The organism is Streptomyces griseus subsp. griseus, assembly GCF_000720255.1.
Lineage (GTDB): Bacteria > Actinomycetota > Actinomycetes > Streptomycetales > Streptomycetaceae > Streptomyces > Streptomyces griseus_I.
The window spans coordinates 84,181-110,417 of record NZ_JOJE01000009.1; the positions used below are offsets into that span (position 1 = coordinate 84,181).

The 26,237-nt window shown below is 69.3% G+C and carries 21 protein-coding genes and 1 riboswitch; of the genes, 9 read left to right on the forward strand and 12 right to left on the reverse strand.

All coding sequences use genetic code 11. The features are described from left to right. Positions 1 to 125 precede the first annotated feature (125 nt). Positions 126 to 1,592, reverse strand: coding sequence for a sensor histidine kinase (locus tag IG99_RS15125; RefSeq protein WP_037674109.1), 1,467 nt, complete (start codon positions 1,590 to 1,592; stop codon positions 126 to 128). Between the two features lie 418 nt (positions 1,593 to 2,010). Continuing rightward, complete coding sequence (locus IG99_RS15130) at positions 2,011 to 2,643, reverse strand: TetR/AcrR family transcriptional regulator (protein ID WP_037674112.1); 633 nt, start codon at positions 2,641 to 2,643, stop codon at positions 2,011 to 2,013. 97 nt (positions 2,644 to 2,740) lie between these two features. Between IG99_RS15130 and IG99_RS15135 the strand changes: the two genes are divergently transcribed. Beyond that, positions 2,741 to 3,493, forward strand: a complete 753-nt coding sequence (locus IG99_RS15135) for an SDR family oxidoreductase (RefSeq protein ID WP_037674114.1) — start codon at positions 2,741 to 2,743, stop codon at positions 3,491 to 3,493. Positions 3,494 to 3,612: 119 nt separating this feature from the next. Beyond that, complete coding sequence (nagB, locus tag IG99_RS15140) at positions 3,613 to 4,398, forward strand: glucosamine-6-phosphate deaminase (RefSeq protein WP_037674117.1); 786 nt, start codon at positions 3,613 to 3,615, stop codon at positions 4,396 to 4,398. A gap of 126 nt (positions 4,399 to 4,524) precedes the next feature. Here nagB and IG99_RS15145 read toward each other — a convergent pair whose 3' ends face one another. The 4 genes from IG99_RS15145 to IG99_RS15160 all read right to left on the reverse strand — a co-directional run bounded on the left by IG99_RS15145 (position 4,525) and on the right by IG99_RS15160 (position 9,260). Continuing rightward, positions 4,525 to 6,018: a glycoside hydrolase family 3 protein gene (locus IG99_RS15145; protein ID WP_037674121.1), complete on the reverse strand. Its 1,494-nt coding sequence runs from the start codon at positions 6,016 to 6,018 to the stop codon at positions 4,525 to 4,527. A gap of 9 nt (positions 6,019 to 6,027) precedes the next feature. Then, complete coding sequence (locus IG99_RS15150) at positions 6,028 to 6,879, reverse strand: carbohydrate ABC transporter permease (protein WP_394298019.1); 852 nt, start codon at positions 6,877 to 6,879, stop codon at positions 6,028 to 6,030. Positions 6,880 to 6,911: 32 nt separating this feature from the next. Continuing rightward, complete coding sequence (locus IG99_RS15155) at positions 6,912 to 7,901, reverse strand: carbohydrate ABC transporter permease (RefSeq protein WP_037674123.1); 990 nt, start codon at positions 7,899 to 7,901, stop codon at positions 6,912 to 6,914. A gap of 75 nt (positions 7,902 to 7,976) precedes the next feature. Continuing rightward, positions 7,977 to 9,260, reverse strand: a complete 1,284-nt coding sequence (locus IG99_RS15160; RefSeq protein ID WP_037674126.1) for an extracellular solute-binding protein — start codon at positions 9,258 to 9,260, stop codon at positions 7,977 to 7,979. A 366-nt stretch (positions 9,261 to 9,626) separates the two neighbouring features. Here IG99_RS15160 and IG99_RS15165 point away from each other — a divergent pair, with 366 nt between their 5' ends. The 3 genes from IG99_RS15165 (at position 9,627) to mctP (ending at position 12,412) form a co-directional block, all read left to right on the forward strand. After that, positions 9,627 to 10,391 carry a GntR family transcriptional regulator gene (locus IG99_RS15165; protein WP_037674129.1) on the forward strand — a complete coding sequence of 255 codons (765 nt, stop codon included), beginning with the start codon at positions 9,627 to 9,629 and terminating at the stop codon, positions 10,389 to 10,391. 129 nt (positions 10,392 to 10,520) lie between these two features. Continuing rightward, on the forward strand, positions 10,521 to 10,787 hold the full coding sequence (locus IG99_RS15170) for a DUF3311 domain-containing protein (protein ID WP_078947720.1): 267 nt from the start codon (positions 10,521 to 10,523) through the stop codon (positions 10,785 to 10,787). Beyond that, the gene (mctP, locus tag IG99_RS15175) at positions 10,784 to 12,412 is read left to right on the forward strand and encodes a monocarboxylate uptake permease MctP (protein WP_037674133.1); all 1,629 of its coding nucleotides are present in this window, start codon (positions 10,784 to 10,786) and stop codon (positions 12,410 to 12,412) included. The genes IG99_RS15170 and mctP overlap by 4 nt, the downstream gene beginning before the upstream one ends. Before the next feature lie 137 nt (positions 12,413 to 12,549). Here mctP and IG99_RS15180 read toward each other — a convergent pair whose 3' ends face one another. Beyond that, positions 12,550 to 16,170, reverse strand: a complete 3,621-nt coding sequence (locus tag IG99_RS15180; protein ID WP_037674136.1) for an NACHT domain-containing protein — start codon at positions 16,168 to 16,170, stop codon at positions 12,550 to 12,552. Between the two features lie 163 nt (positions 16,171 to 16,333). Between IG99_RS15180 and IG99_RS15185 the strand changes: the two genes are divergently transcribed. The 3 genes from IG99_RS15185 to IG99_RS15195 all read left to right on the forward strand — a co-directional run bounded on the left by IG99_RS15185 (position 16,334) and on the right by IG99_RS15195 (position 20,543). Beyond that, a complete protein-coding gene (locus tag IG99_RS15185) occupies positions 16,334 to 16,840 on the forward strand; it encodes a GNAT family N-acetyltransferase (RefSeq protein ID WP_037674138.1) in 507 nt (168 codons plus the stop codon). A 52-nt stretch (positions 16,841 to 16,892) separates the two neighbouring features. Further along, a riboswitch (cobalamin riboswitch) is annotated at positions 16,893 to 17,021 on the forward strand. Positions 17,022 to 17,142: 121 nt separating this feature from the next. Continuing rightward, on the forward strand, positions 17,143 to 19,515 hold the full coding sequence (locus IG99_RS15190) for a ribonucleoside-diphosphate reductase subunit alpha (protein ID WP_037674140.1): 2,373 nt from the start codon (positions 17,143 to 17,145) through the stop codon (positions 19,513 to 19,515). Positions 19,516 to 19,529: 14 nt separating this feature from the next. Further along, a complete protein-coding gene (locus tag IG99_RS15195) occupies positions 19,530 to 20,543 on the forward strand; it encodes a ribonucleotide-diphosphate reductase subunit beta (RefSeq protein WP_037674291.1) in 1,014 nt (337 codons plus the stop codon). Here IG99_RS15195 and IG99_RS45430 read toward each other — a convergent pair. After that, on the reverse strand, positions 20,456 to 20,662 hold the full coding sequence (locus tag IG99_RS45430; protein WP_078947721.1) for a hypothetical protein: 207 nt from the start codon (positions 20,660 to 20,662) through the stop codon (positions 20,456 to 20,458). The two genes, IG99_RS15195 and IG99_RS45430, sit on opposite strands and share 88 nt — an antisense overlap. 92 nt (positions 20,663 to 20,754) lie before the next feature. Between IG99_RS45430 and IG99_RS15200 the strand changes: the two genes are divergently transcribed. After that, positions 20,755 to 21,717: a GlxA family transcriptional regulator gene (locus IG99_RS15200; RefSeq protein WP_037674142.1), complete on the forward strand. Its 963-nt coding sequence runs from the start codon at positions 20,755 to 20,757 to the stop codon at positions 21,715 to 21,717. Between the two features lie 24 nt (positions 21,718 to 21,741). On the opposite strand, the gene IG99_RS15205 is transcribed toward IG99_RS15200, so the two are convergent. The 4 genes from IG99_RS15205 to IG99_RS15220 all read right to left on the reverse strand — a co-directional run bounded on the left by IG99_RS15205 (position 21,742) and on the right by IG99_RS15220 (position 26,198). After that, positions 21,742 to 23,112: a bifunctional albaflavenone monooxygenase/terpene synthase gene (locus IG99_RS15205; protein WP_037674144.1), complete on the reverse strand. Its 1,371-nt coding sequence runs from the start codon at positions 23,110 to 23,112 to the stop codon at positions 21,742 to 21,744. After that, positions 23,109 to 24,206 (reverse strand): epi-isozizaene synthase, encoded by a 1,098-nt coding sequence (gene cyc1 / locus IG99_RS15210; RefSeq protein WP_199815522.1) that lies wholly within the window; start codon positions 24,204 to 24,206, stop codon positions 23,109 to 23,111. The genes IG99_RS15205 and cyc1 overlap by 4 nt, the downstream gene beginning before the upstream one ends. A 277-nt stretch (positions 24,207 to 24,483) precedes the next feature. Further along, a complete protein-coding gene (gene def / locus IG99_RS15215; RefSeq protein WP_037674152.1) occupies positions 24,484 to 25,134 on the reverse strand; it encodes a peptide deformylase in 651 nt (216 codons plus the stop codon). Positions 25,135 to 25,217: 83 nt separating this feature from the next. Then, positions 25,218 to 26,198, reverse strand: coding sequence for a tetratricopeptide repeat protein (locus IG99_RS15220; RefSeq protein WP_037674153.1), 981 nt, complete (start codon positions 26,196 to 26,198; stop codon positions 25,218 to 25,220). Positions 26,199 to 26,237 lie beyond the last annotated feature (39 nt).

The following is a 26,237-nucleotide window of genomic DNA, read 5'->3' on the forward strand; positions in this document are numbered from 1 at the left end:
CAGTACCCCCGATGCGCAGCACAAGCTGGCAACGAGCATTCGAAGCCCCGGCCCCCTGAACGGTCCGGGGCTTCTTGCTGCCCATGTGCGACCCCGCCCAGGTACGACCGCGATGCGGCCCGGCGCTACTTCTGTGCCCGCACGGGGACGTCCAGGATCACGCGCGTCCCCCGCTCCGGCGCCGGGACCATGTCGAACGTTCCCCCCAACTCCCCCTCCACCAGCGTCCGTACGATCTGAAGGCCCAGGTTGCCGGAGGTGTGCGGGTCGAAGCCGTCGGGCAGGCCGACGCCGTCGTCCTGGACGGTGACCAGGAGGCGGGCCTCCTTCGTGGTGCCGCCGCGGACCGCCGAGACCTCGACGGTGCCCGTGTCGCCCTCGCGGAAGCCGTGCTCCAGGGCGTTCTGGAGGATCTCCGTCAGCACCATCGACAGCGGGGTGGCCACCTCCGCGTCCAGGATGCCGAAGCGGCCGCTGCGCCGGCCGGTGACCTTGCCCGGTGAGATCTCGGCGACCATCGCCAGGACACGGTCGGCGATCTCGTCGAACTCCACGCGCTCGTCGAGGTTCTGAGAGAGCGTCTCGTGCACGATCGCAATCGAGCCCACCCGCCGTACGGCCTCCTCCAGTGCCTCCCGGCCGCGCTCGGACTCGATGCGCCGCGCCTGGAGACGCAACAGGGCCGCGACCGTCTGGAGGTTGTTCTTCACCCGGTGGTGAATCTCCCGGATGGTCGCGTCCTTGGTGATCAACTCACGCTCACGCCGCCTGAGTTCGGTGACGTCACGGAGCAGCACCAGTGAACCGATGCGGATCCCCTTGGGTTTGAGCGGGATCGCCCGGAACTGGATCACCCCGTCGTTGGCCTCGATCTCGAACTCGCGCGGCGCCCAGCCGCTGGCCACCTTGGAGAGCGCCTCGTCCACCGGGCCCCGGGTCGGGGCGAGTTCGGCGGTGATCTGACCCAGGTGCTGGCCGACCAGGTCCGAGGCGAGGCCCATGCGGTGGTACGCGGACAGCGCGTTCGGGGAGGCGTACTGGACGATGCCGTCCCCGTCCAGGCGGATCAGACCGTCGCCGACGCGGGGCGCGGCGTCCATGTCCATCTGCTGGTCGGGGAAGGGGAAGGAGCCCGCCGCGATCATCTGCGCGAGGTCGGACGCGCTCTGGAGGTAGGTCAGCTCCAGGCGGCTCGGGGTGCGCACGGTGAGGAGGTTGGTGTTGCGGGCGATGACACCGAGGACACGTCCGTCGCGCCGTACGGGGATCGACTCGACCCGGACCGGGACCTCCTCGCGCCACTCGGGATCGCCCTCGCGAACGATCCGGCCCTCGTCGAGGGCGGCGTCCAGCATCGGGCGGCGGCCACGCGGGACGAGGTGGCCGACCATGTCGTCCTGGTAGGAGGTGGGACCGGTGTTCGGCCGCATCTGGGCGACGGAGACGTAGCGGGTGCCGTCGCTCGTGGGAACCCACAGGACGAGGTCGGCGAAGGAGAGGTCGGAGAGCAGCTGCCACTCCGAGACCAGCAGGTGGAGCCACTCGAGATCGGAGTCGTCGAGGGCGGTGTGCTGGCGTACGAGTTCGTTCATGGAGGGCACGTGTGCGAGCGTACCTGGCGGTACGGGCGAGGCCCCTAGGCGGCCACGGCCCCGAAACCACCCGCGGGCCGCGGCGCCTGAGAGGGACCCTCAACCCTCCCGGCACCGCAGCCCGGAGCAATATCGGCCGCGGGGTGTGCGGTCCCGTTCGGCCGAAGGATGAGGAACCGGGGCAGTCAGGGCAGAGAGCTCCGGATCCTCGATCCGCCTTCCTGTGCGGGGAAGACGGAGGTCTGCGTTGTTCTCGACTGCGCTTCTCCTACGCATTCTGGACTAGACCACTGTGCGTGTCCATGCGTTGAAGCCTGTTTGTTGTTGGCGCTTTCCCGGGGCGTTCCGCGATGTCCCGGGAGCGGTCTGCAAGGGTCGAACGCCCTGGCGTCCTCCACGCAGCCTAACGCTTGTGGGTTCATGTGCGGGGCCAGATGGCCATGGCAATTTCGGCGAGCGCCTCCAGTTCCTCCCGACTCGCCCCGTCACGTGCCTGTTGGGACATGCCCTGGATGATCGCTCCGGTGTGCCGGGCCAGTGCGGCGACATCCGTGTCCGCCGGCAGCTCCCCCGCTTCGACGTCGTCCCTCATCCGGCGCTCGAACGCGGCGATGCTCGCGTTGCGCCGATCCCTGAGGGACCCCTCCACCTCGGGGCTGGTGCAGTTGGTGGCCGCGTGGATGACGAGACAGCCGTGCGGGCGGCCGGGGGCCGTGTACTCGACGGCGGCCTCGCGCAGCATCCGCTCGACGGCGGCCCGGGCCGTGGGTTCCTCGGCGAGGGCGCGGTCGCCGAAGGACCCGTACCGCACGCCGTACTCACGCACGACCTCCGCGAAGAGCGCCTGCTTGTCGCCGAACGCCGCGTACAGGCTGGGGGCGCCGATGCCCATGGCGGAGGTGAGCTCGGAGACCGAGGTCGCCTCGTAGCCGTGCTCCCAGAAGGCCATGAGCGCCTTCTCCAGCGCCGTCGCCCGGTCGAAGGAGCGAGGACGGCCCCGCGGCCTCGAAACCTTCCCGACCTGCGCCTTCTCCGTGCCACTGTCCACCATGGGGTGAATTCTATAGGGGGCGCTAGAGAAATGTCGGCCGGCTGTTGTACGGTCTTTTCTGTAGCGACCGCTAGAAAATGAGAAGGGGGGCGCCGACATGGGCGTGCTCACCGGCAGGACGGCACTCGTCACGGGGGCGAGCAGGGGGATCGGGCGAGGGATCGCCGAGCGGCTGGGACGCGACGGCGCACGGGTCGCCGTGCACTACGGCAGGAACGAGGCGGCGGCGAAGGAGACGGTGGCCGCGATCGAGGCGGCCGGCGGCTCGGCGTTCGCGATCGGCACCGAGTTGGGGCAGCCCGGGGACGCGCGGGCACTGTGGGAGGAGTTCGACCGGCACGCCGACGGGCTGGACATCCTGGTGAACAACGCAGGGATCGGCGTCTCGCGGCCGATCGAGGAGATCGACGAGCTCGAATACGACCGGGTCTTCGCGGTGAACGTGAAAGCGCCGTTCTTCGTCGTCAAGCACGGCATGACGCGGCTGCGCGAGGGAGGCCGGATCATCAACATCTCGTCCGGGCTGTCCAGGACGGCCGTCTTTCCGCACAACATGGCGTACGCGATGACCAAGGGCGCCCTCGACGTCTTCTCCCGGGACCTGTCCAAGGTGCTGGGACCCAGGGGCATCACGGTGAACTCGGTGGCGCCCGGCATCATCGCCACCGACAACACACATGAGCTGCTGCACGCCGACGAGGGCGCGTGGGCCCGGGCGGCCGGGATATCCGCGCTGGGACGAGTGGGCGAGACGGCCGACGTCGCGGACGTGGTGGCGTTCCTGGCCGGCGACGGCGGCCGGTGGATCACGGGAAGCTGGGTGGACGCGACGGGAGGCTCGCTGACCTAGCCCGATTGGCCTCGCACCGGCCATTCCCCGATGACCCAACTCTGCTAGATTGGTCTAAACCACATACCTCTTTCGGCCCCTTCAGATTCCGCAGATCACTCCAGGACGGCAGGCCCAGCGTGGAAGTAGTCATCGTTCCGGACGCCGAGTCGGGCGGCGAGCTCATCGCCGAGGCCATGGCGGGGCTCCTGCGGCGCAAACCCGACGCGCTGCTCGGTGTGGCCACCGGCTCGACCCCGCTGCCCATCTACCAGGCCCTCGCGGCCAGGGTGTGCTCCGGCGCGGTGGACACCTCACGCGCGCGGATAGCCCAGCTCGACGAGTACGTGGGGCTGCCCGCGGACCATCCGGAGTCCTACCGCTCCGTGGTGAGGCGCGAGGTGCTGGAGCCGCTGGGGATCGGTATGGACGCCTTCCTCGGGCCGGACGGCACGGCTCAGGACGTCCAGGCGGCGAGCGAGGCGTACGACAGGGCGCTGGCCGAGGCCGGCGGGGTCGACCTCCAACTGCTCGGGATCGGGACCGACGGGCACATCGGGTTCAACGAGCCGTGCTCGTCGCTGGCCTCGCGCACCCGCATCAAGACGCTGACCGAGCAGACCCGGATCGACAACGCGCGCTTCTTCGACGGCGACATCGACCAGGTCCCGCACCACGTCATCACCCAGGGCATAGGCACCATCCTGGAGGCGCGTCACCTGGTGCTGCTCGCCACGGGCGAGGGCAAGGCGGACGCGGTCGCGGCGACCGTCGAGGGTCCGGTCGCGGCGGTCTGCCCGGCCTCCGCGCTCCAGCTCCACCCCCACGCGACCGTCGTGGTGGACGAGGCTGCCGCGTCCAAGCTGAAGCTCGCGGACTACTTCCGCCACACCTACGCCAACAAGCCGGACTGGCAGGGGATCTGAGCGCCGAACGCCCGAAGGCGCCGGTCCCGTGGGGAATCCGGCGCCTTCTTCTTGGGCTCTGTTGCCCCGCTGCCTCATTCTCAGCGCTGCTGTGCTGCTGCTCTTGCTCGGGACCCTGCTTCGGCCCTACTGCCCCGTGAGGAACTCCGCCGCAGCGCGGCCGCAGACGTGGGCCGCGCCGTGGGTGGCGATGTGCAGGGCGCCGCGTGAAGGGGCCTGGGGCAGGCCCATCTCGACGACCACGGTGTCGGGGCGGGCCGTGAGGAGGGTGTCCAGGGCCTGCGTCATCCAGGGGTGGCGGTGTTCGTCGCGGACGACGGCGACGATCCGGTGTTCCCCGGCCGCCCTGAGCACGGCGGACGCCGCGGTCGCCGCGTCCTCTCCCGCGAAGCTGCCGGTCCGCGTGCCGGGCAGTCGGCGCGACAGCTCGGCGGCCACGCCCCAGGGTGTCTCGTCACCGACGGCGAAGTTGGCGACGGGCGTGAGGGCGGCGACGTAGGGCGGTTCGGTGAGGGGGGTGAAGCGCTCGGCGCCGGTGGGGCGGAGGGCACGGCGGGCGGCGACGAGGCCGACGTCGGGCCGTCCCCCGACGCCGTCCCCGGGTGAGGCCGCCGCAGTCCAGCGGGCCAGCGCCCGGACGCGTTCCGCCGCGTCGGCGAGCCGCTCCTCGGGGAGTTCGCCCGTGCGCACCGCGGAGACGAGGGCGTCCCGCAGGCGCCGTACGGTCTCGTCGTCGGCCAGGCCGCCGCCCACACAGATCGCGTCGGCGCCGGCCGCGACGGCGAGGACGCTGCCGCGTTCGATGCCGTAGGTGCCCGCGATGGCCTGCATCTCCATGCCGTCGGTGACGATCAGGCCCCGGTAGCCGAGTTCGCCGCGCAGGAGGTCGGTGAGGATGCGGCGGGACAACGTTGCCGGGCGGTCGGGGTCCAGGGCGGGGACCAGGATGTGGGCGCTCATCACCGCACGGGTACCGGCGGCGATGGCGGCGCGGAAGGGAGCCAGTTCGCGTTCTGCGAGGACCGCGGGGTCGGCGTCGATGCGAGGGAGGGCGTGGTGGGAGTCGACGGAGGTGTCGCCGTGACCGGGGAAGTGCTTGGTGCAGGCGGCGACGCCGGCGGACTGCAGGCCGGTGACGTAGGCCGCGGTGTGGCGGGCGACGAGGGCGGGGTCGGCGCCGAAGGAGCGGACGCCGATGACCGGGTTGGACGGGTTGGAGTTCACGTCGGCGGACGGGGCCCAGTTGAGGTTCACCCCGCAGGCGGCCAGCCGGCGGCCCAGCTCGGCGGCGACCTCCAGGGTGAGGGTGACGTCGTCCACCGCGCCGAGGGCGTGGTTGCCGGGGAAGCTGGAGCCGGTGCGCACGTCGAGGCGGGTGACGTCGCCGCCTTCCTCGTCGATCGCGACGAGCACGTCGTCGCGTTCGGCGCGCAGCTGGGCGGTGAGGGCGGCCAGTTGCTCGGGCGAGGTGATGTTGCGGCCGAACAGGCCGACGGAGGCGAGTCCCTCACCGAGGCGGCGCAGCAGCCAGTCGGGGGCGGTGGTGCCCGGGAAGCCGGGCTGGAGGACGGTGAGGGCGTCTCGGGTCAGGGTGTCGGTACCGCCGGCGATTGTCGTCATCGGGTGTCGTTATCCCTTCACGGCGCCCGCGGTCAGGCCCGCGGCCATCTTGCGCTGGACGAGGAGGAACAGGACCACGATGGGCACGGCCATCATGGTGGAGCCGGCCATCATCGGGGCGTACTCCGTGCCGTGCTTGGTGGTGAAGTTGCCGAGCCAGACGGTCGCGGTCTGGTGCTTCTGGCTGAGGAGCATGAGGGCGTAGAGGTACTCGTTCCAGGCCTGGATGAAGCCGTACACCGAGGTGGCGACCATGCCGGGGGCGAGGAGCGGGAAGACGACGCGGACGAAGGCGGCGGTGCGGGAGCAGCCGTCGACCATCGCGGCCTCCTCCAGCTCCTTGGGGATGTTGACGATGAAGCCGCGCAGGGTCCACACCGTGAAGGGGAGGATGAAGGTGAGATAGGTGATGATCAGGCCGGTGAGCTTGTCGTACTGCTCCAGGTCGTTGAGGAGCAGGAAGACCGGGATGATCATGGCGACCAGCGGGACCATCTGGACCGCGAGGATGCCCACGATCACGATCTTGCGACCCCGGAAGGCGAACCGGGAGATGGCGAGCGCGGCCAGCATGCCGACCACGATGCCGATCGCCACCACCGCGAGGGACACGATCAGGCTGCGGCCGACCGGGCCCCAGAAGTCGGCGATGGCCAACGCGCGGCGGAAGTTGGCCAGGGTGACCCCGGTGGGCAGCAGGCTCGGGTCCGGGTCGATGGCGTCCTTGGCCGGTTTGACGGCCGTGTTGAGCATCCAGTAGACGGGGAAGCCGACGGTGACGAAGACGAGGAGGCCGAGGAGGTTCCAGCCGAGTTTCCTCTTCCGGGGCGGTGCGGAGGCGAGCGCGCTCATGCCCTTCATGTCGGTCGTGCCGCTTGTGCTGCTCACGCTGCTCATTCCACCTCTCCGATCTTCAGCATCTGACGCATGTAGACGGCGACCACGCCCAGCAGCAGCACCACGGTGATGAGAGCGATCGCCGAGCCCTGCGCGTAGTCGTTGACCACGAAGGCACGGTCGTAGGAATAGGTGGTGAGGAGTTGGAACTCGGCTTCCGGGTGGCCGTTGCGCATCACGAAGACCTGCGGGAAGACACCCATGTCCCAGATGACCGACAGGGTCGTGAGCATCACGATGATCGGCTTGAGGATGGGCAGGGTGACGTACCGGAAGACCCCCCAAGGACCGGCGCCGTCCAGCCGGGCGGCCTCCTCCAGTTCGGCGGGGACCTGGGTGAGACCGGCGCTGAGGGTGATCACGACGAAGGGCACGGCTCCCCACACCACGAGCAGCATGATCACGGCCAGCCCCTGCGGCCCGCTGGCGAACCAGTTGTGGCCGACGAAGTCGACTCCGGGCAACTTGCTGAGCAGGGCGTTGAGGATGCCGTAGTCGGCGTCGAAGAGCCATTTGAACACGGTGGTGGCGACGATGATCGGCATGCCCCAGCTGGCCACCAGCGCGATGTTGACGAGGGTCTTCACCCAGCCGGAGACCCGTTGGAGCAGCAGCGCGATCAGCATGCCGGCGACCATCGTGAAGATCACGCAGCCGGCGGCGAAGACGATCGTGCGGACGACGACCTGCCAGAACTCGCCGTCGTCCAGCACGTTCGAGAAGTTGGCGAAGCCGACCGACTCGGCGGGCTGGAAGCCCCACAGCTGGGACTGCCCGAACTTCTGGAACGACAGGGTGACCAGGCGGACCAGCGGATAGCCCATGACGAGGGCGAGGATCAGCAGACAGGGCGCGAGCAGCAGCCAGGGGGTCGCGACGGCGGCGGACTTCGGCCGTCCCGGTGGCTTGGTCACGGCGGTCGGTGGTGGCGGTGACGGCCGCGTCGGCGGCACCTTGGCGGGGGTTGTCGTGTCTGCGGCACTCATCCGCGCGCTCCTCAGCGGTCCCTCGGGTCGTACGAGAAGCGGGGCCCCGTCGCCGGACAGGGCCCCGCGTTCAGGTCACTTCGTGTTGATGACCTTGTCGATCGCGGCGTCCGCTTCCTTCGCGGCGTCCTCGACCGACTCCTTGCCGGTGCCGATGTTCTGCAGCATGGTCTGCAGGACCTGGGCCTTCTCGACCTGGCCCCAGCCGGGCGCCATCGGGACGAACCAGTTGGACTCGGCCGCGGTGGCCGGGACCGCCGTCGCGGGGTCGTTCTTCAGGGGCGCGAGGTCGGTCTTGTTGTTGGGCAGGTTGCCCTTGGCGATCAGGCCCTTCTGGCCGGAGGGGCCGGTGAAGGCGTTGATCCACTCGGCGGCGAGGGCCTGCGCGTCGGACTTCACCGGGATGGCGAGGTCGGAGCCGCCCAGGAAGACGGGGAGGTTCTTGCCGGACGGGCCGGGCATCACGAAGTTCTCGAGGTTGCCCTTGAGCTTGCCGGTCTTGTCGTTGTCCGGGAGTTCGGAGGTCGCGCCCTCCCAGGCGGCACCGAAGATCATGCCGGACTTGCCCTGACCGTAGACGATGTAGCGGTCGGACTCGTCCTTGGTCTTGTCGCCGTGCATGTACTTGTCGACGACGTTCTTGAACTCCTTCAGGCCCTTGACGGACTCCGGCGAGGAGAGGTTGGCCTTCCACTGGCCGCCCGACTCGACCGCGATCGAGCCGCCGGCGTCGTAGACGAAGGACATGGCCGCGTACCAGTCGCGGGTGGGCTGGTACCAGGCGCTGAACTTCTTGCCCTCCTTCTTCTGGACCTTGTCCAGGGCGGCGGTCAGCTCCTTGTACGTCTTGGGGGTGGACTTGACGCCGACGGAGGCGAAGACGTCCTTGCGCCAGTTGCCGACGCGGCCGCCCGCGTAGTACGGCACGCCGTAGGTCTTGCCGTCGTAGGTGACGGAGGTCTTGAGGCCGTCCAGCCACTGGTCGGAGTTGGTGAACTTCGCCGGGTCGACCGGGGCGAAGGCGCCCTTGACCATGTAGCTCAGCATCTCGCTGTTGCCCATCTCGACCACGTCGGGGGCCTTGTCGGTGGCGAGGACCGCGTCGAGCTTGGCGTTCTTGTCGGGCCAGCCGTAGTACTCGTGGTTGATCTTCACGCCGGGGTGCTTCTTCTGCACCGCCGCGTCGGCGGCCTTCACCAGGTCCGGCCAGTTGTTCTGGGCGTCGACGGTGAGCCAGACGGTCAGCTCCTTCGCGTCCGCGCCCTTGTCCGAGCCCCCGCTGCCCTTGTCGTCCCCGCACGCCGCGATGGAGACCATCATGCCCGCGATACCGATCGCGGCTATCAGCTTGCGCTTCACGCCACCCTCCTCAGGGATGCCACACCCCCCGCCCACGGGCCGGGACCTGGACCAATGGTGTAGACCAGTGCGCAGAGCTTGGCTCAGACCAATCGACCTGTCAAGAGTGGCCGAACCCCCTCCGACCAGCCGTTATGGGACCTACATATGCAGGAACCTTTAAGTAAGAAACCGTCGAAAACATCAGGCTCGGAGGCACGTGCCAGGTAGACCACTTGCCTGGTGGACTAGACCAGAGAAGGTTGCGACGGTATACAGAAGAGATCAGGCAAGCGGCGGGGCAGTACCGCCGCATACGTGCCACGATGTGATCCGCGGCCGACGGTGTGTCGGTCATTTCGGCACCCGGAGCCGGGAAGGCAGGCCATGAGCACCGACGTCAGCAGTGCGGAGAACGAGGCTGGGGCGACGGTCCGTACCGCGCGCGTGCCCAAGTACTACCGCCTGAAGAAGCACCTGCTCGACATGACGGAGACCCAGGCGCCCGGTACGCCGGTCCCGCCCGAGCGGACGCTGGCGGCCGAGTTCGACACCTCCCGCACCACCGTCCGCCAGGCGCTGCAGGAGCTGGTGGTCGAGGGCCGTCTGGAGCGCATCCAGGGCAAGGGCACGTTCGTCGCCAAGCCGAAGGTCTCCCAGACGCTGCAACTGACCTCGTACACCGAGGACATGCGCGCCCAGGGCCTCGAACCCACTTCGCAGCTCCTCGACATCGGCTACATCACGGCCGACGACACCCTCGCCGACCTCCTGGACATCACCGCGGGCGGCCGTGTCCTGCGCATCGAGCGGCTGCGCATGGCCAACGGCGAGCCCATGGCCATCGAGACCACCCACCTCTCCGCCAAGCGCTTCCCGGCGCTGCGCAGGTCACTGGTCAAGTACACCTCTCTCTACACCGCGTTGGCGGAGGTGTACGACGTCCATCTCGCGGAGGCCGAGGAGACCATCGAGACCTCCCTGGCCACCCCGCGCGAGGCGGGCCTGCTCGGCACGGACGTGGGCCTGCCGATGCTGATGCTCTCCCGGCACTCGCTGGACCACGACGGGCAGCCGGTGGAGTGGGTGCGCTCGGTATACCGGGGCGACCGCTACAAGTTCGTGGCCCGCCTCAAGCGCCCCACCGATTAGGCACCCCGTCAGCCCAGCCCACCTGCAACGTTTGTGGATCGATATGCGGACGGGGGCTTCCGTTGTCGTGACGCCGTCACCTAGATTTCCTGCGCATTACAGGTGATCAGTGAGGGGACGGAATCACACATGTCGCAAGCCCCGGAAGTGAGCCGAGGACCGGTGGTGACGCCTGTGCGCGTCGTCATCGCCCTCTGCCTCGTCGCGCCCTTCGTGGCGATGCTGTGGGTGGGCTCGTACGCCAAGACGGATCCCACCTTCATCGGCATCCCGTTCTTCTACTGGTACCAGATGCTGTGGGTGCTCATCTCCACGGTGCTGACCATGATCGCGTACAAGCTGTGGCAGCTTGACCAGCGCGCCCGTACCGCGGAGAAGGGCGGTGCGTCGCAGTGAACGACGGCGTGAACGGCGTGGCGCTCGGCGTCTTCATCTTCTTCTTCCTGGCCGTCACGGTCCTGGGCTTCCTGGCCGCGCGCTGGCGCAAGGCCGAGAACGAGCACAGCCTCGACGAATGGGGTCTGGGCGGACGGTCTTTCGGCACCTGGATCACCTGGTTCCTGCTCGGCGGCGACCTGTACACGGCGTACACCTTCGTCGCCGTACCGGCGGCGATCTACGCGGCGGGCGCGGCCGGCTTCTTCGCGGTGCCCTACACGATCCTGGTGTACCCGCTGATCTTCACGTTCCTTCCCCGCCTGTGGTCGGTCTCCCACAAGCACGGGTACGTGACGACCTCCGACTTCGTGCGCGGCCGCTGGGGTTCCAAGGGGCTGTCGCTGGCGGTGGCGGTGACCGGCATCCTCGCGACGATGCCGTACATCGCGCTCCAGCTGGTCGGCATCCAGGCCGTACTGGACGTGATGGGCGTCGGCGGCGGCGAGAACACGAACTGGTTCGTGAAGGACCTCCCGCTGCTGATCGCCTTCGGTGTCCTCGCGGCGTACACCTACTCGTCGGGTCTGCGGGCTCCCGCGCTGATCGCGTTCGTGAAGGACACGCTGATCTACATCGTCATCGCGGTGGCGATCATCTACATCCCGATCAAGCTGGGCGGCTTCGACGACATCTTCGCCAAGGCGGGCGAGGCGTTCAGCCAGACCAACCCGGCGACCGGCAAGCCGCGCGGCGCGCTGGCACCGGCCGAGGCGGGCCAGTGGACGTACGCCACGCTGGCACTGGGCTCGGCGCTGGCCCTCTTCATGTACCCGCACTCGATCACGGCGACGCTGTCCTCGCGCAGCCGTAACGTGATCCGCCGCAACACCACGATCCTGCCGCTGTACTCGCTGATGCTGGGGCTGCTCGCCCTGCTCGGCTTCATGGCCATCGCCGCCGGCGTGAAGGTGACCAACGGTCAGCTGGCCATCCCGCAGCTGTTCGAGACCATGTTCCCGGCCTGGTTCGCGGGCGTGGCCTTCGCCGCGATCGGCATCGGCGCCCTCGTCCCCGCGGCCATCATGTCCATCGCGGCCGCGAACCTCTTCACCCGCAACATCTACAAGGACTTCATCAAGCCGGACGCGACGCCGAAGGAGGAGACCCGTGTCTCCAAGCTCGTCTCGCTCCTGGTGAAGGTCGGCGCCCTGGTCTTCGTCCTCACCATGGACAAGACCGTCGCCATCAACTTCCAGCTCCTCGGCGGCATCTGGATCCTGCAGACCTTCCCGGCCCTCGTCGGCGGCCTGTTCACCCGCTGGTTCCACCGCTGGGCCCTCCTGGCCGGCTGGGCCGTCGGCATGGTCTACGGCACGGTCGCGGCGTACGGAGTCGCCTCACCGACCCAGAAGCACTTCGGCGGCTCCGCCAAGGAGATCCCCGGCATCGGCGAGATCGGCTACATCGGCCTGACGGCCTTCGTCCTGAACGTCGTCGTCACCGTGATCCTCACCTTCGTCCTGAAGGCCGCGAAGGCCCCCGAGGGCATCGACGAGACAAGCCCGGAGGACTACACGGCGGACGCGGGCGACCCGGGCGTCCAGGTGGAACTGCCGCCGGCCACCGCGGGCACGAGCCACTGAGACGTGCCCCGCAGGGGTGCGGGGCTGTGACACTTTGCGGCCCCGCCGCGAGGGCGCGAACAACCGAACACCACCCGCGGCGGGCCGCCGGACAGCACCTCCACCGGCGGCCCGCCACCCGTTTGCCGGCACCGTCACTACGAACGCGTACGCCGGGCCATCGCGTCCCAGAACCCGTCCAGCTCGCGCACCCGCATGCTGACCCACGGCGGCGTCTTCCTCCGCAGCCCCCGGGGGAAGCACCGCCGCACCCGCCCGGGCAGCAGGGCCTGCTGCTGCCGGCAGAACGGCTCACGGATCTCGTCCCGGGGCACACTGCCGCGCGGCGGATAGGGGCACAGCTTGAACTTGCAGTCGGGCAGGCAGTTCGAACCCGGCGCGGGCGGGACGGCGGTACCGGCCGGCATGCCGGGTTCCAGCGGCTCCCGTCTCGTCCGGATGCACGGCGGGAGCGACATGCCCGGCTGCTCCGCGCGGGCCATCCGTTCCTCGACCTCGTCGGGGTTCCCGTCCCGTTCGACGAGGTTCAGCAGGACCAGTACGTCGGCGACGAGTCGCTGGGCGCGCCCGTCCAGCGTGCTCCAGCCGACCGAGGGCGGGACCCACAGGTTGTGCCGACGGGATCCGTCGACATGGCCGACACGGGAGCCGATGTTGTCGGCGACACCCTTCTCGTCGATCCACAGGAAACGCTCGGGTTGCCCCGTCTCCAGGGCGAGCGCCACCAGGTCTCCGGCCTCGCTGACGAAGGGATGCAGACACCGCCGGGGCAAGCCGGTCCAGTCGTTCCCCGCGTTCCCGCCGTTCCCGCCGTTCCCACCGAGCGAACCGGGGGCTCTGTTGACCGTACCCGCCGTCGACAGCCAGCGCTTGACGGTGTCCACGGCGGTCGTCCCGCCGATCCTCCTGGGCGGCCGGCCGGACAGGTCACCGTCGACCTGCCCAGGGGGGCCGACGGCGTCCGGGAGTTCCCACAGGCACAGGGCGTGGAGCAGGCTGAGCTGCGCGTACCAGCAGCGGCTCCGTTGCAGGAACGTCTCGGCCTGCCGGATCAGGTCGGCGCGGCTGCCCTGGTCCGTGTGCGGGTGGCTCCTGCGCCGGTTGGCCGCGTACTTGAAGCCCTTGGCCAGCGCGGCCTCCAGGGCGAGCGGCAGGTCAGCGGTGCCCCCGGCGTGGACCGGGTCGAGGTGGCTCAGCCACCTGGCGAGGCGGTCCTGGGCCTCGTCGCGGTGGGCCTCGTCGACGGACCCCAGCAGCATGGGAAGTATCCAGGCCCGCATCACGAAGTTCCGGAGCAGCCGCACCCGTTCGCCCCCGTACTCCGCGTTGAGTGCGCGCAGCTCGTCCTGCTGCCGCTGGGTACGGTCGGGCGACGGGGTCCCGGAGCGCACACCGGCGTTCGTCTCCTGCGCTGCCGCCATCTCCTTGGCCCAGGCCGCGTATCGCGCGCTCTTGCGGGCCTTCAGATCCGCGACCGCGTCGTTGTACTCCCGCACGGGGTCGTTGTGGAGACCGAAGTGCTCGCGTATCACGGCGAACGCGGCACTGCCCCCGCTGCCGCACTCCTGGGCGGCGGCCAGGCTGATGCCATAGGAGGGTTCCTCGACTCCGAGGACGAAGAGCCGCCAGTACAGCCCGCCGGTGTCGATCCGGTCGGAGACCCTGCGCAACACCGCGCCCAGCTGTTTGATCAGCGTCAGCTTCGCGTCGTCGAGGGTGCGCCGGTCTCCCTTGATGCCGGGCCAGCAGTCGTGCACCGCGCGGACGATGTCCTTGAGCCGTTCCGGAGCTTCCTCCACGCTCTCGACCTCCAGCGCCGCCGCGTAGAGGTCCAGGACCTTCGGGTCGTCCGTGCGGCGACTCGCGGCGGTGCGGAGCAGTTGAGTCAGAGTGCGCCCGTGCACGGGTGCCTGCCGCACCAGCTCCTGGATCTCCCTTTTCGCCTCGGCCCGGACGCCACCGCTGCGGATCGCGCGCCTGGACGCCGATCGGCGGGACAGGAACACCAGGGCGACCAGCAGCTCACGGCCGGGGCCCGGCGGTTGCAGCGCCTCCTCGACCAGCTCGCCGGCGACCCGCTCTCCCAGCTTGTCCAGGGCGCGGAAGCCGAGGTACGCCTGGATGATGCTGTGCGGGAAGCGGACCTTCCGCTCCAGGCCTTCCAGCAGCCTGAGCTTGTTCGCGTTGGCCGCGAAACGGGCCAGGATGGCCTGGCACTGGTCCCTGCTCCCCTCCCTGAGCCGCCTGCCCTCCTCAGCGCTGAGCCGTGCGCAGAGCGTGTTCCAGATCCGCTCCCGATGCCACTCGGAGAAGACCGTGTCGCGCTTGCCGTACTGGTCGAAGCCGCGTGAGCTGGTCCACAGGTGTTCTGCCCGGGTCCTCGCGCGCCGCAGCGGGCCGGGGTGCGCGTCGTCGCCGAGCAGCTCCGCGAAGCCGACCTCCAGGGTGTCGTTGAGCAGGCCGATGCAGGCCAGGGCGGACACCACTTCCACGGTGTCGCCGCGCTCCTGCCGGCTCAGGGCCACGTCCTGCCGCAGCCGCCCCTCGCACAGGGCTCGTTCCCATTTTTCCAGCAGTTGCAGCCGCAGCGTGCTGCGGTCCCGGCCGGAGGTGTCCAGGGGCTCCGAGTCGTCGTGGCGCAGCAGGCCGTCGCGGTGCAGCTCGCGCACGATCTGGAGGTAGACGGGCGACTCGGTGACCTCGGCCGTCTCGACGACGGCGTCCAGGTACTGCTCGTCCCTGCCCGACGCGCGGGCCTCGACGAAGTGCAGGGCCTCCTCCTCGCTCAACGGCTCCAGCTCCACGATCGCGGCGGCGGTGCTCTCCAGGGGGCTGTGCGGCCGGGAGGCGATGACCAGCGGGAGCTTCTCACGGTGGGCGCGCTCGATGGCCCGGCGGATGATGTTGTCCCGGTTCTGCTGGAGGCTGTCGTCGAGGAGCGCCTCCTCCAGTCCGTCGGCGATGACGACCGGCTTGTCGTCGGCGAGCAGTTGCTGCCAGACCCGGTCGTTCTTCGTGCGCGCCAGGGTTCCCTGGGGCGTCTCGTCGGCGAAGCGCTGCTTGGCCATCCGCTCGAAGTTCAGGTCGGCCTCGCCGGCCGCGTCCCGCAGCCGGACCGGCACGGGCACCGCGTGCTGCCGGGCGAGCAGTTCGGTCAGCCGTACGAGGACGGCGGTCTTGCCCACTCCGACGCCGCCGACGAGCAGATAGGGCCGCCGGGTGTCGCGGTCCCGCAGCCGTTCGGCGATGACCTCGGCGACGTCGTCGCGGCCCACGATGTCGCCGGTGTCCTGGCCGACGGGGAGGACCAGCCGGCCGGGGCTCCTGCTCGCCTTCCCGAGGTAGCGCCGCTTGGTCCAGCCGTACCAGCAGAACAGGAAGAGCGCGGCGGCGATCGAGGCGGTCAGGACGGGGCCGACGAACTGGAACACGGCGTCCAGCGCCCCGTGCTTGCGCAGTTCCTCGAAGCGGGTCGACTCCCCCGTGATCCAGATGTACAGGCCCTCCCCGCACCAGGCCAGCAGCGCGAGGACGGCGAGGGCCCAGACGAACCTGGTCGCGTTGGCGTAGGAGAACCATCTCCGCCACTTCTTGGGCCGGGTGGCGCCGCGCCGCGCCTCGAGACGCATGGTCAGCGTGTGCCAGCGGCCCACGAGGGCGCTGCGCACCCGACTGCACGCGCGTCTCAGGTCCAGCGTGGCCATCGGCGCGTTGCGCGGTCGTTCCTTGCCGGGTGGGCGGCGGACGACACTCGTCATCGTGCGCTCCCTCCGAGTGCGTTCTCGGGACCCGAGTGCGTTCTCGGGACGGAGGGCTCCGCGGGGTACCGGCACCTACTTCCATGGAAGCACTTGCGGGCGGCCTCGCAACCGGTGCGGAAACCGCGGGATCATCGTCTGCGGGTCCGGCAGACTCGCGCGCATGGACATCGTCATCCGACCGGCACACCCCGACGAGTACGCGACCGTCGGCGAGATCACCGCTCAGGCCTACCTCGAGGACGGTCTCCTCGACTTCGGTGAGAGCGACGCGTACCTGGGAGAGTTGAGAGACGTCGGCAAGCGGGCCGCGGCCGCGGAGGTGCTGGTCGCGGTGGAGCGGGGGCGGGTGCTCGGCGGCGTCACGTTCGTGCCGGCGGGCGGTCCCATGGCGGACATCGCCCGGCCGGGAGAGGCCGAGATACGGATGCTCGCGGTCGCGCACAGCGCACGCGGGCGGGGTGTCGGAGAGGCCCTCGTCCGGGTCTGCGTCGAGCGCGCACGCGCCGTCGAGGGCTGCACGGCGATGGTGCTCTCCACCCAGCGCACCATGCACACAGCCCACCGCATCTACGAACGCCTCGGCTTCACCCGCACCCCCGAGCGCGACTGGAACCCGCTGCCGGAGCTGGACGACATCACTCTCCTCACCTACGAGTTGACGCTCTGAAACCATCGCAACACAACATCTGGGGGTGACACCGCAGCCCGGCACAAGATGTATGCTCATGCTCGCTGTCGCCGCAGGGGAATCCGGTGCGAATCCGGAACTGTCCCGCAACGGTGTACTCATGCGCGTATGCCCGCGTATGAGCTTCAGTCCGAGGACCTGCCGACAGCGCGCCCGGCCCGTCCGGTCCGGGTGCCCGACGTCCGGGCCTCGTGGAATGGGCCGGTGGACGCGACGCCGCGTGCGCTCGTGCCGCCCCCTGCCCTCCGCCAGGCCCCGTGCCGAGCGAGGGAGAGCCCCACGTGACCATCGCGCCAGCCGATCCGGCTTCAGCCATCGAGCCGGAGTCCGACGGTCCCGGTGCCGCGCTGTTGCGGAACCTGACCGAGCTGACCGCAGACCTCCCCGACGCCGACCCCGGCCGGGTCGCCGCCGCCGCGTTGCGGGGCCGGTCCGCGCGGGCGGACGAGACGGAGCTGCGCGAGCTGGCCACGGAGGCGGCCGCCGGCCTCATCTCCGAGGACCCCGTCTACTCCCGGCTGGCCGCCCGCCTGCTGACGATCTCCATCCGCGCCGAGGCCGCCTCGCAGGGCGTCACGTGCTTCACCGAGTCGGTGGCCGTGGGGCACCGGGAAGGCCTCATCGCCGACGGCACCGCGAAGTTCGTGCGCGCGCACGCCGAGCGGCTCGACGCCCTCGTCGACACGGACGCCGACGACCGCTTCGGCTATTTCGGTCTGCGCACCCTGTACAGCCGCTACCTGCTGCGGCACCCCCTCACCCGCAAGGTCGTGGAGACCCCGCAGCACTTCATGCTGCGCGTCGCCGCGGGCCTCGCCAAGGGCGACACGTCCCGGTCCGTCGACGAAGTCGCCTCGCTCTACGGGCTCATGAGCCGCCTCGACTACCTCCCCTCCTCCCCCACGCTCTTCAACTCCGGCACCCGCCACCCCCAGATGTCGTCCTGCTACCTCCTCGACTCCCCGAAGGACGAGCTGGACTCCATCTACGACCGCTACCACCAGGTGGCCCGCCTCTCGAAGCACGCCGGTGGCATCGGTCTGTCGTACTCCCGCATCCGCAGCCGCGGTTCGTTGATCCGGGGCACCAACGGGCACTCCAACGGCATCGTCCCGTTCCTGAAGACCCTCGACGCCTCCGTCGCCGCCGTGAACCAGGGCGGCCGGCGCAAGGGCGCGGCCGCGGTCTACCTGGAGACCTGGCACTCCGACATCGAGGAGTTCCTGGAGCTGCGTGACAACACGGGCGAGGACGCCCGCCGTACGCACAACCTGAACCTCGCGCACTGGGTGCCGGACGAGTTCATGCGCCGCGTGAACGCCGACGAGCAGTGGTCCCTCTTCTCCCCCGCCGATGTGCCCGAGCTGGTCGACCTGTGGGGCGAGTGGTTCGACGCCGCCTACCGCAAGGCGGAGGCCGCGGGCCTCGCCAAGAAGACCATTCCCGCCCGTGACCTGTACGGCCGCATGATGCGCACCCTCGCGCAGACCGGCAACGGCTGGATGACCTTCAAGGACGCGGCCAACCGGACGGCCAACCAGACGGCGCTCCCGGGCAATGTCATCCACTCCTCCAACCTCTGCACGGAGATCCTGGAGGTCACGAACGACGGGGAGACGGCGGTCTGCAACCTGGGGTCCATCAACCTCGGGGCCTTCGTGGACAACGGCGACATCGACTGGGAGCGGCTGGACGCGACCGTCCGCACGGCCGTCACCTTCCTCGACCGCGTCGTCGACATCAACTTCTACCCGACCGAGCAGGCGCGCCGCTCGAACGCCAAGTGGCGGCCGGTGGGCCTGGGCGCGATGGGCCTGCAGGACGTCTTCTTCAAGCTGCGCCTGCCCTTCGACTCCGCCGAGGCCCGTGAGCTCTCGACCCGGATCGCCGAACGCATCATGCTCGCCGCGTACGAGACGTCCGTCGACCTCGCCATGGGCACCGCTCCGGCACCGGCCTTCGAGAAGACCCGTACCGCCATGGGCTGGCTGCAACCCGACCATTATGCGAGCGTCCGCCTGACCTGGCCGGAGCGCTGGGAGGCACTCCGCCGCGAGATGGCGATCGGCGGCCTGCGCAACACCCTGCTCCTCGCCATCGCCCCGACCGCCACCATCGCCTCCATCGCGGGCGTCTACGAGTGCATCGAGCCGCAGGTCTCCAACCTGTTCAAGCGCGAGACGCTGTCCGGCGAGTTCCTCCAGGTCAACTCCTACCTGGTGAACGACCTCAAGGAGCTGGGCGTGTGGGACGCCCGCACCCGCGAGGCGCTGCGTGACGCCAACGGCTCGGTGCAGGACTTCGCCTGGATCCCCGAGGACGTAAGGGCCCTGTACCGCACGGCGTGGGAGATCCCGCAGCGCAGCCTGATCGACATGGCCGCCGCCCGGACCCCGTTCCTGGACCAGGCGCAGTCGCTGAACCTCTTCCTGGAGACGCCGACCATCGGAAAGCTCTCCTCGATGTACGCGTACGCCTGGAAGTCGGGCCTGAAGACGACGTACTACCTGCGCTCGCGCCCGGCGACCCGCATCGCCCGCGCCGCCCGAGCCCAGGCCCAGCCCGAGAAGACCATTCCCGTCCAGCAGGTGGCCGACCCCGACGCCGTCGCCTGCTCCCTGGAAAACCCCGAGTCCTGCGAGGCCTGCCAGTAATGACCACCGAAGCCATGGCTGCATCTTCCAAAAACCTGCTCGACCCCGGCTTCGAGCTGACCCTGCGCCCCATGCGCTACCCCGACTTCTACGAGCGCTACCGGGACGCCATCAAGAACACCTGGACCGTGGAGGAGGTCGACCTCCACTCGGACGTGGCCGACCTCGCCAAGCTCAGCCCCGAAGAGCAGCACCTCATCGGCCGTCTGGTGGCGTTCTTCGCGACGGGCGACTCGATCGTCGCGAACAACCTGGTGCTGACGCTGTACAAGCACATCAACTCCCCCGAGGCGCGCCTGTACCTGAGCAGGCAGCTCTTCGAGGAGGCCGTGCACGTCCAGTTCTATCTGACGCTCCTGGACACCTATCTGCCCGACCCGGAGGACCGGACGGCCGCCTTCGCGGCGGTCGAGAACATCCCGTCCATCCGCGAGAAGGCGGAGTTCTGCTTCAGGTGGATCAACGAGGTGGAGAAACTGGACCGCCTGGAGACCCAGGCCGACCGCCGCCGCTTCCTGCTCAACCTGATCTGCTTCGCCGCGTGCATCGAGGGCCTGTTCTTCTACGGTGCCTTCGCGTACGTCTACTGGTTCCGCAGCCGGGGTCTGCTGCACGGCCTGGCGACCGGCACCAACTGGGTGTTCCGCGACGAGACGATGCACATGAGCTTCGCGTTCGACGTCGTCGACACCGTGCGCAAGGAGGAGCCGGAACTCTTCGACGACGAGCTCGGCCGGCAGGTCACCGACATGCTGCGGGAGGCCGTCGAGGCCGAGCTGCAGTTCGCGCGCGACCTGTGCGGTGACGGCCTGCCGGGCATGAACACCGACTCGATGCGGCAGTACCTGGAGTGCGTCGCCGACCAGCGCCTGACGCGCCTGGGCTTCGCGCCGGTGTACGGCTCGGAGAACCCCTTCTCCTTCATGGAGCTGCAGGGGGTTCAGGAGCTGACCAACTTCTTCGAGCGGCGTCCTTCGGCGTACCAGGTCGCGGTGGAGGGCACCGTCGACTTCGACGAGGACTTCTGATCCTGCGCCTGCCGCAACTGGCGGTCGATCCGGCGCTCGTGGGCCAGCCCCACGAGCGCCGGACCCGCGAGGAGGAGGAACATGGCGAGGACGGTGATGAATTCCGTGAGTTCGTTCATGAGGTAAGCATCTTGTGGCCTCGACACTCCTGACAGTGGCAGGACTGCCGCGCACCTTCAAATTCCTGCCACTTTGTGGGCACACTGTCGGCATGCTGAAGAACGTGGCCGCCGTGCTCCTCGACGGTGTGCATCCCTTCGAACTGGGTGTCGTCTGCGAAGTGTTCGGCATCGACCGCAGCGACGAGGGCCTGCCGGTGTACGACTTCGCGGTGGTCTCCGCCGAGGGCCCGACCCTGACCACGCCCGCCGGCTTCTCCATGCTGCTCGAGCACGGCCTGGAGCGGCTGGAGAGCGCCGACCTGATCACCGTTCCGGCCGGGCAGGCCTACGCCGCGCGCGCCTTTCCGCCGGCGCTGCTGGCGGCGCTGCGCACGGCCGTGGACCGGGGGGCGCGAGTGCTGAGCGTCTGCTCAGGGGCGTTCGTGCTGGCTGCGGCCGGGCTGCTAGACGGCCGGCGCTGCGCGGTGCACTGGCGGCACGCCGAGGAACTGGCCCGGCGCTATCCGCGGATCACCGTCGAGCCGGACGTTCTGTACGTCGACGCCGACCCGGTGATCACCTCGGCCGGCACCGCCGCCGGCATCGATGCCTGTCTGCACATCGTGCGCAAGGAGCAGGGGCCGGAGGTCGCCAACAAGATCGCCCGGCGCATGGTCGTACCGCCGCACCGCGACGGCGGCCAGGCCCAGTACATCGAGCGGCCGCTGCCGCGCTCCTCCTGCGACACGGTCGGCGAGGTGCTCGCGTGGATGGAGCGCAGCCTCCACGAGGAGGTCACCGTCGAGCAGCTCGCCGCGCGTGCCCACATGTCCCCGCGCACCTTCGCCCGCCGCTTCCAGCAGGAGACCGGCACCACTCCCTACCGCTGGCTCCTGCGGCAGCGTGTGCTGCTGGCCCAGCATCTGCTGGAGGCGACGGACGAGACGGTGGACGCGATCGCCGGCCGAACGGGGTTCGGTACCGCGGCCGCGCTGCGCCACCAGTTCGTACGGGCCCTGGACACCACCCCGAACGCCTACCGCCGCACGTTCCGTGGCCCCGAGGCCGCCTGACTCCTCAACCGACCTGCTGTCCCCTCACCTCGGCACCGGTCGCAGCAGCAGCTTGTGCGGGCGCAGGGTGATGCCGACCCGGGTCGCGTCGTTGGAGCCGGGCACCTGCTCCAGTCGGTACCGCGTCGCCACGGCCGCCGTGATCAGCGAGAGCTGTGCCATGGAGAAGTGGTCGCTCGGGCACTTGCGGTTGCCCACGCTGAAGGGGCTCATGGCGTGTTTGGGGACGTCCTTCACCCGTTCCGGAAGCCAGCGGTCGGGGTCGAAGTCGAGGTGCCCGGCGTAGGAGCGGGCGTCGCGCTGGATCGCGTAAGGGCTGTAGACGATGTCGGCCCCGGCCGGAATGCGATACCCGCCGAGTTCGGTGTCGGTGATGGCCCGCCGGGTCAAAATCCATACGGCGGGCCGCAGTCGCAGGGCCTCGACGACGACATTGTTGGTGTGCGTGAGCCTGCGGACGTCCTCGAATGCCACAGGACGGCCCCCCGTCACCGATTCCACCTCGGCGCGCACCTTGTCCGCGTGTTCCGGGTGTTCCGCGAGGACCTGGAGCAGCCACATGATCGTGGACGCGACGGTTTCACTGCCGGGAGTGACTATCGCGACGACCTGGTCGTGGATCTCCTGTTCCCCGATGGGGTCACCATTGTCGTCCTTCGCCTCCAGCAATGCCGTCAGCAAATCGTCCGGTCTTTGACCGGATGCCCGGCGCTCGGCCACGATCTCGTCGACGAGGAGATGCAAATCGGCCAGCGCCCGGTTGAATTCACGGTTCGGCGGCAGCGGCAGCCGGTACAGCGGCCCGAGCGGGATCACCATCCGCTGGTACATACCGCGGAAGACGGTGGCGAGCGCGACGCACAGCCGCTCGGCCCGCTCGTCCATGTAGTCGCCGCGCAGCAGACAGCGCGCCGCGATCCGCACGGCGATCCGGAACGACTCCGAGGTGCAGTCGATGGTTTCGCCGGACGTCCAGCGCTCAGTGAGGCCGTGCGCCTCCTCCTCCATGATCGGCCCGTAGGCGGGAATCGCGTCGAGCTTGAAGGCGGGTTGGATGGTGCGGCGCTGCCGCCGGTGCCGGGAGCCGTTGGCGGTGGCCACGCCCTCCTTGCCGAGCAGGCCTTCCAGGGACTCCCACAGCGGCCCGCCGATCTTGTAGTCGGGGCTCAGCGCGAGCGCTCCGGTGAGGGCTGGGGTGGTGACGGCGTACACCGTCTTCGGACCGAGCTTGAGGCGGACCACGTCGCCGTGGTCGCGCAGCCGTGACATGAACGCCAGCGGGTCGCGTGCCAGCTTCCAGCCGTGGCCGAGAAGCGGAACGCCACCACCCGCGAGGGGCGGCTCCCGCAGCTCGGGTATCCGGGGTTCCACCGGCTGCACGGACTCGACCGTCATTTCTCACCTGCCGCTTCGTTGTTGACGTAGGGGGGCGTGGACCGGTCGTCCCAGCTGTCGACCATGTAGCGGCCGGACTCGTGGTGGAACCAGTAGACGGAACTGAACCAGTTCCTCATGTTGGCCAGGCAGGCCCGGGCCGCACAGCTCAATTCCTTTCCGCGCACCGTGCCGTCGTCGAGGTCTTCGACGAACCGAAGAGCCATCCGCTCGGTGTGGAGGAATTCGGTGACGCATTCCTCGACGCGTCGTCTGACTTCTTCGACCGCCTCTTCCAGGGTCAGTCCCTCGTGGGTGACGAGACTGATCCCGAGATTGTGCACCTCGTCGCCCGCCATTTCCTTGGGAAGTGAGCAGAGGTCGTTGTACCAGGCGGCAAATTCCTGACTCAGCAGTGCCGCCCGACGGAATGCCGGGTACTTCCGCACGAAATCCGGGAGTTCGCAGCCCGCACTGGGCTCCAGCAGATCCGTCCATATCCAGTGGGCGAAGGTGAGGCGGCGCAGCGCGAGGTACTCCTCGACCGTCGGGACGATCCCCTCGCGACGGTTGCGGAATTCCCGGTCGTAGGCCTCGATCACCGCGTGGAAGTGCCGGGCGAACCGCCCGTTCCAGGTCCGGGGCAGGAGCGAGTACAACCTCCCCACGCTGTCCGCGAACCCTGCCACCAACGGGTCCTCGTGGTGCAGGTGGGTCCGTGGGGAGTCGAGTGCTCGGTGCAGCCTGGCCTTCAGCCGGCGCCAGGCGGCAGGACGGTCGTGCACGATGTCGCGGTCGTGCCGGTCGTCCCAGACGAAGAACCAGGCACTGAAGTCCCCGATCGCCTGCAGGACGTCGTCCGGGGCGCCGAGGTAGTACCCCGCCATGAGGTCGGTGTAGCACAGACCATCGGCATATTCCGCGACCTTGTCCGCGGACATCAGCCGTTTTTCCAGGAGCCAGGTACGCGTCTTCTCCTGAAGCCTCGGCCAATACGGGTGGAGTTGCCGAGGAAAGGCCGCCTCGATCAACGGAAGGGAGAGCGAGGGTGGGACCGCCACCACCGTCGCCGTCGAAGTGGTGCTGTATGTGGTGCTGTGTGGGAAAGCAGGCACGAACTACCCCTCTCAGCCGCCAGTGGCCGCACGCCCCTCCCGTTGTGCCGGGCGTGCGCCGTTGCGAATCCCCGCACCCCTATTCAGCCCCACAACTGACCTTCGTGGGAACGGATTTGCACCATTCACTACCCCACAGTGCCGAGAATGCCCCTTGCCTGACTGGTTCTGGATCATTAGAGGACGAGAAGCGATCGAACGTACGACGCATACACGAACGGCGCCTGTTCGGCCGCGAGACCTGAACAGACGCCGTACGTACGGGGCCAGTGGGACGTCAGTCGTTGGCGACCACGGGGTACCGAGGCTCGTTCTCGGCCATCTGCCGCAGCGCGTCCTTGCGTTCACGCTTGGAGAGCCGGTCGATGTACAGGTACCCGTACAGGTGGTCGGTCTCGTGCTGCAAACACCGAGCGAAGTAGCCGGTGCCGCGCACCTTGATCGGGTTGCCCTTCTCGTCCTGCCCGGTCACCTCGGCGTAGTCGGGCCGAGCGAGCGGCGCGTACGCCGTCGGCACCGACAGACACCCCTCGTTGCTGTCGTCCAGCCTGCGCTTGTCCGCCGGCAGCTCGACCAGCTTCGGGTTGCACACCACACCGACGTGCCGCGTGCCCTCGTCGTCGGGGCAGTCATAGACGAAGACCTTCAGGTCCACCCCGATCTGGTTGGCGGCGAGCCCCACGCCCTCGGCGGTGCGCTGCGAGGCGAACATGTCCGCGACCAGCTGCTGGAGTTCCTCGCCGAACTCGGTGACGTCCTTGCACTCCTTGTGCAGCACCGGGTTCCCGACGACGGTGATCGGCCGCGAGGTGCCGGCCTCCCGCCAGGCGGACTCGCGCTCTTCCGTCTCCTCGGTGTCGATGACGAAGCCGTCGTCGTCCACGGGGAGCACGCCCTCGTGCTGCTGATCGATGTCCTGCTGCGCCATGACCGACGTGAGCCTTCCTGCAACCATGAGAATTTTCTGCTTGTACAGCCTAAGGGTGGTTCAGGGAAGGCACAGGCTGCTCCTCAGCAGACCTCTTCCAGGTCCCGCCAGTCCCGGGAATCCGGACTGTCCGCGACCCACCCGTCCAGCAACCCCCGAACCAGCGAAGCCGGCGCGGCCACCCCGCACTCCCGCTCCGGCACCCACAGCTGCCCGTCCGTCCGGTGCCCCAGCGGCCCCGGATGCCCGGGTTCGCTGTGATCATGGGGGTCCAGATGCTCACCGTCCCCCTCGTCGGAGGGCATCCGTGACTCCGAACACGTCCGGCACAGCAGCCGCACCGACGACGACCAGTCCTCCGCCGCGAACCCCGCGTCGGCGGCCAGCCGCTCCAGCGCGTCCCGGTCCGCCTCCGTCGCCGCCTCCAGCAGTACCACCCAGGTCGGCACGGGCGACGGCGCCCACAGTTCGATCTCGTCGAACACCGGGTACGCGTGCCCGGCCGCCGTGGTCCGCTCTCCGTGCGGTACGCCGTCGTGCAGCACGACCTCGCCCCAGCGCCGCCCGGACGACGGCAGCGGGATGGACAGCACCTCGATCCGGGCGGGGTCGAGCCGCCGGCCCCACACGACCTCCGCCTCGCCCTCGGGCGACAGCCGGACCGCCGCGCTGCCCAGATCCATGCCGAGGGGCTCACCCGAAGCGGTGGCTCCGCCCGGCACCTGCAACCCGTACGCCTGCCAGGCCCTCCGGGCCAGCGGCCAGTCCTGCAGGGCGGTCGCCGCGATGCCGACGTTCCACCAGTCGGGCGCCCCGGCCTCCCGGTCGAGCAGCGCCACTGCCCGCAGGCCGGCGGCCCGGGCCTGCTCCCAGTCGTGCCGGAACTTGTGCAGCAGTGCGAGGTTGAACCAGGACTCCGACAACCACGGCTCCAGATCGGCGGCACGTGTCAACAACGCACCCGCGTCCTCGTACCGACCGTCACCGATCAGGGTGAACGCACGGTCGGTGGCCTGCCGCCAGGAGGCGGAGGGCCGGTGCCGTCCCTTGCCGAAGATCCTCACGATTCCCGCCTGCCAGTTCCGTGGTGTGGGCTGGCCAGT

What these genes read in the sequence shown, in the direction of transcription:
- IG99_RS15180 (WP_037674136.1), bottom strand. Translation starts at nt 16,170, where the DNA reads ATGACGAGTGTCGTCCGCCGCCCACCCGGCAAGGAACGACCGCGCAAC.
- IG99_RS15165 (WP_037674129.1), top strand. Translation starts at nt 9,627, where the DNA reads ATGAGCACCGACGTCAGCAGTGCGGAGAACGAGGCTGGGGCGACGGTC.
- IG99_RS15130 (WP_037674112.1), bottom strand. Translation starts at nt 2,643, where the DNA reads ATGGTGGACAGTGGCACGGAGAAGGCGCAGGTCGGGAAGGTTTCGAGG.
- IG99_RS15135 (WP_037674114.1), top strand. Translation starts at nt 2,741, where the DNA reads ATGGGCGTGCTCACCGGCAGGACGGCACTCGTCACGGGGGCGAGCAGG.
- IG99_RS15205 (WP_037674144.1), bottom strand. Translation starts at nt 23,112, where the DNA reads ATGACGGTCGAGTCCGTGCAGCCGGTGGAACCCCGGATACCCGAGCTG.
- IG99_RS15200 (WP_037674142.1), top strand. Translation starts at nt 20,755, where the DNA reads ATGCTGAAGAACGTGGCCGCCGTGCTCCTCGACGGTGTGCATCCCTTC.
- IG99_RS15155 (WP_037674123.1), bottom strand. Translation starts at nt 7,901, where the DNA reads ATGAGTGCCGCAGACACGACAACCCCCGCCAAGGTGCCGCCGACGCGG.
- IG99_RS15170 (WP_078947720.1), top strand. Translation starts at nt 10,521, where the DNA reads ATGTCGCAAGCCCCGGAAGTGAGCCGAGGACCGGTGGTGACGCCTGTG.
- IG99_RS15195 (WP_037674291.1), top strand. Translation starts at nt 19,530, where the DNA reads ATGGCTGCATCTTCCAAAAACCTGCTCGACCCCGGCTTCGAGCTGACC.
- IG99_RS15125 (WP_037674109.1), bottom strand. Translation starts at nt 1,592, where the DNA reads ATGAACGAACTCGTACGCCAGCACACCGCCCTCGACGACTCCGATCTC.
- IG99_RS45430 (WP_078947721.1), bottom strand. Translation starts at nt 20,662, where the DNA reads ATGAACGAACTCACGGAATTCATCACCGTCCTCGCCATGTTCCTCCTC.
- IG99_RS15145 (WP_037674121.1), bottom strand. Translation starts at nt 6,018, where the DNA reads ATGACGACAATCGCCGGCGGTACCGACACCCTGACCCGAGACGCCCTC.
- IG99_RS15150 (WP_394298019.1), bottom strand. Translation starts at nt 6,879, where the DNA reads ATGAAGGGCATGAGCGCGCTCGCCTCCGCACCGCCCCGGAAGAGGAAA.
- IG99_RS15185 (WP_037674138.1), top strand. Translation starts at nt 16,334, where the DNA reads ATGGACATCGTCATCCGACCGGCACACCCCGACGAGTACGCGACCGTC.
- def (WP_037674152.1), bottom strand. Translation starts at nt 25,134, where the DNA reads ATGGCGCAGCAGGACATCGATCAGCAGCACGAGGGCGTGCTCCCCGTG.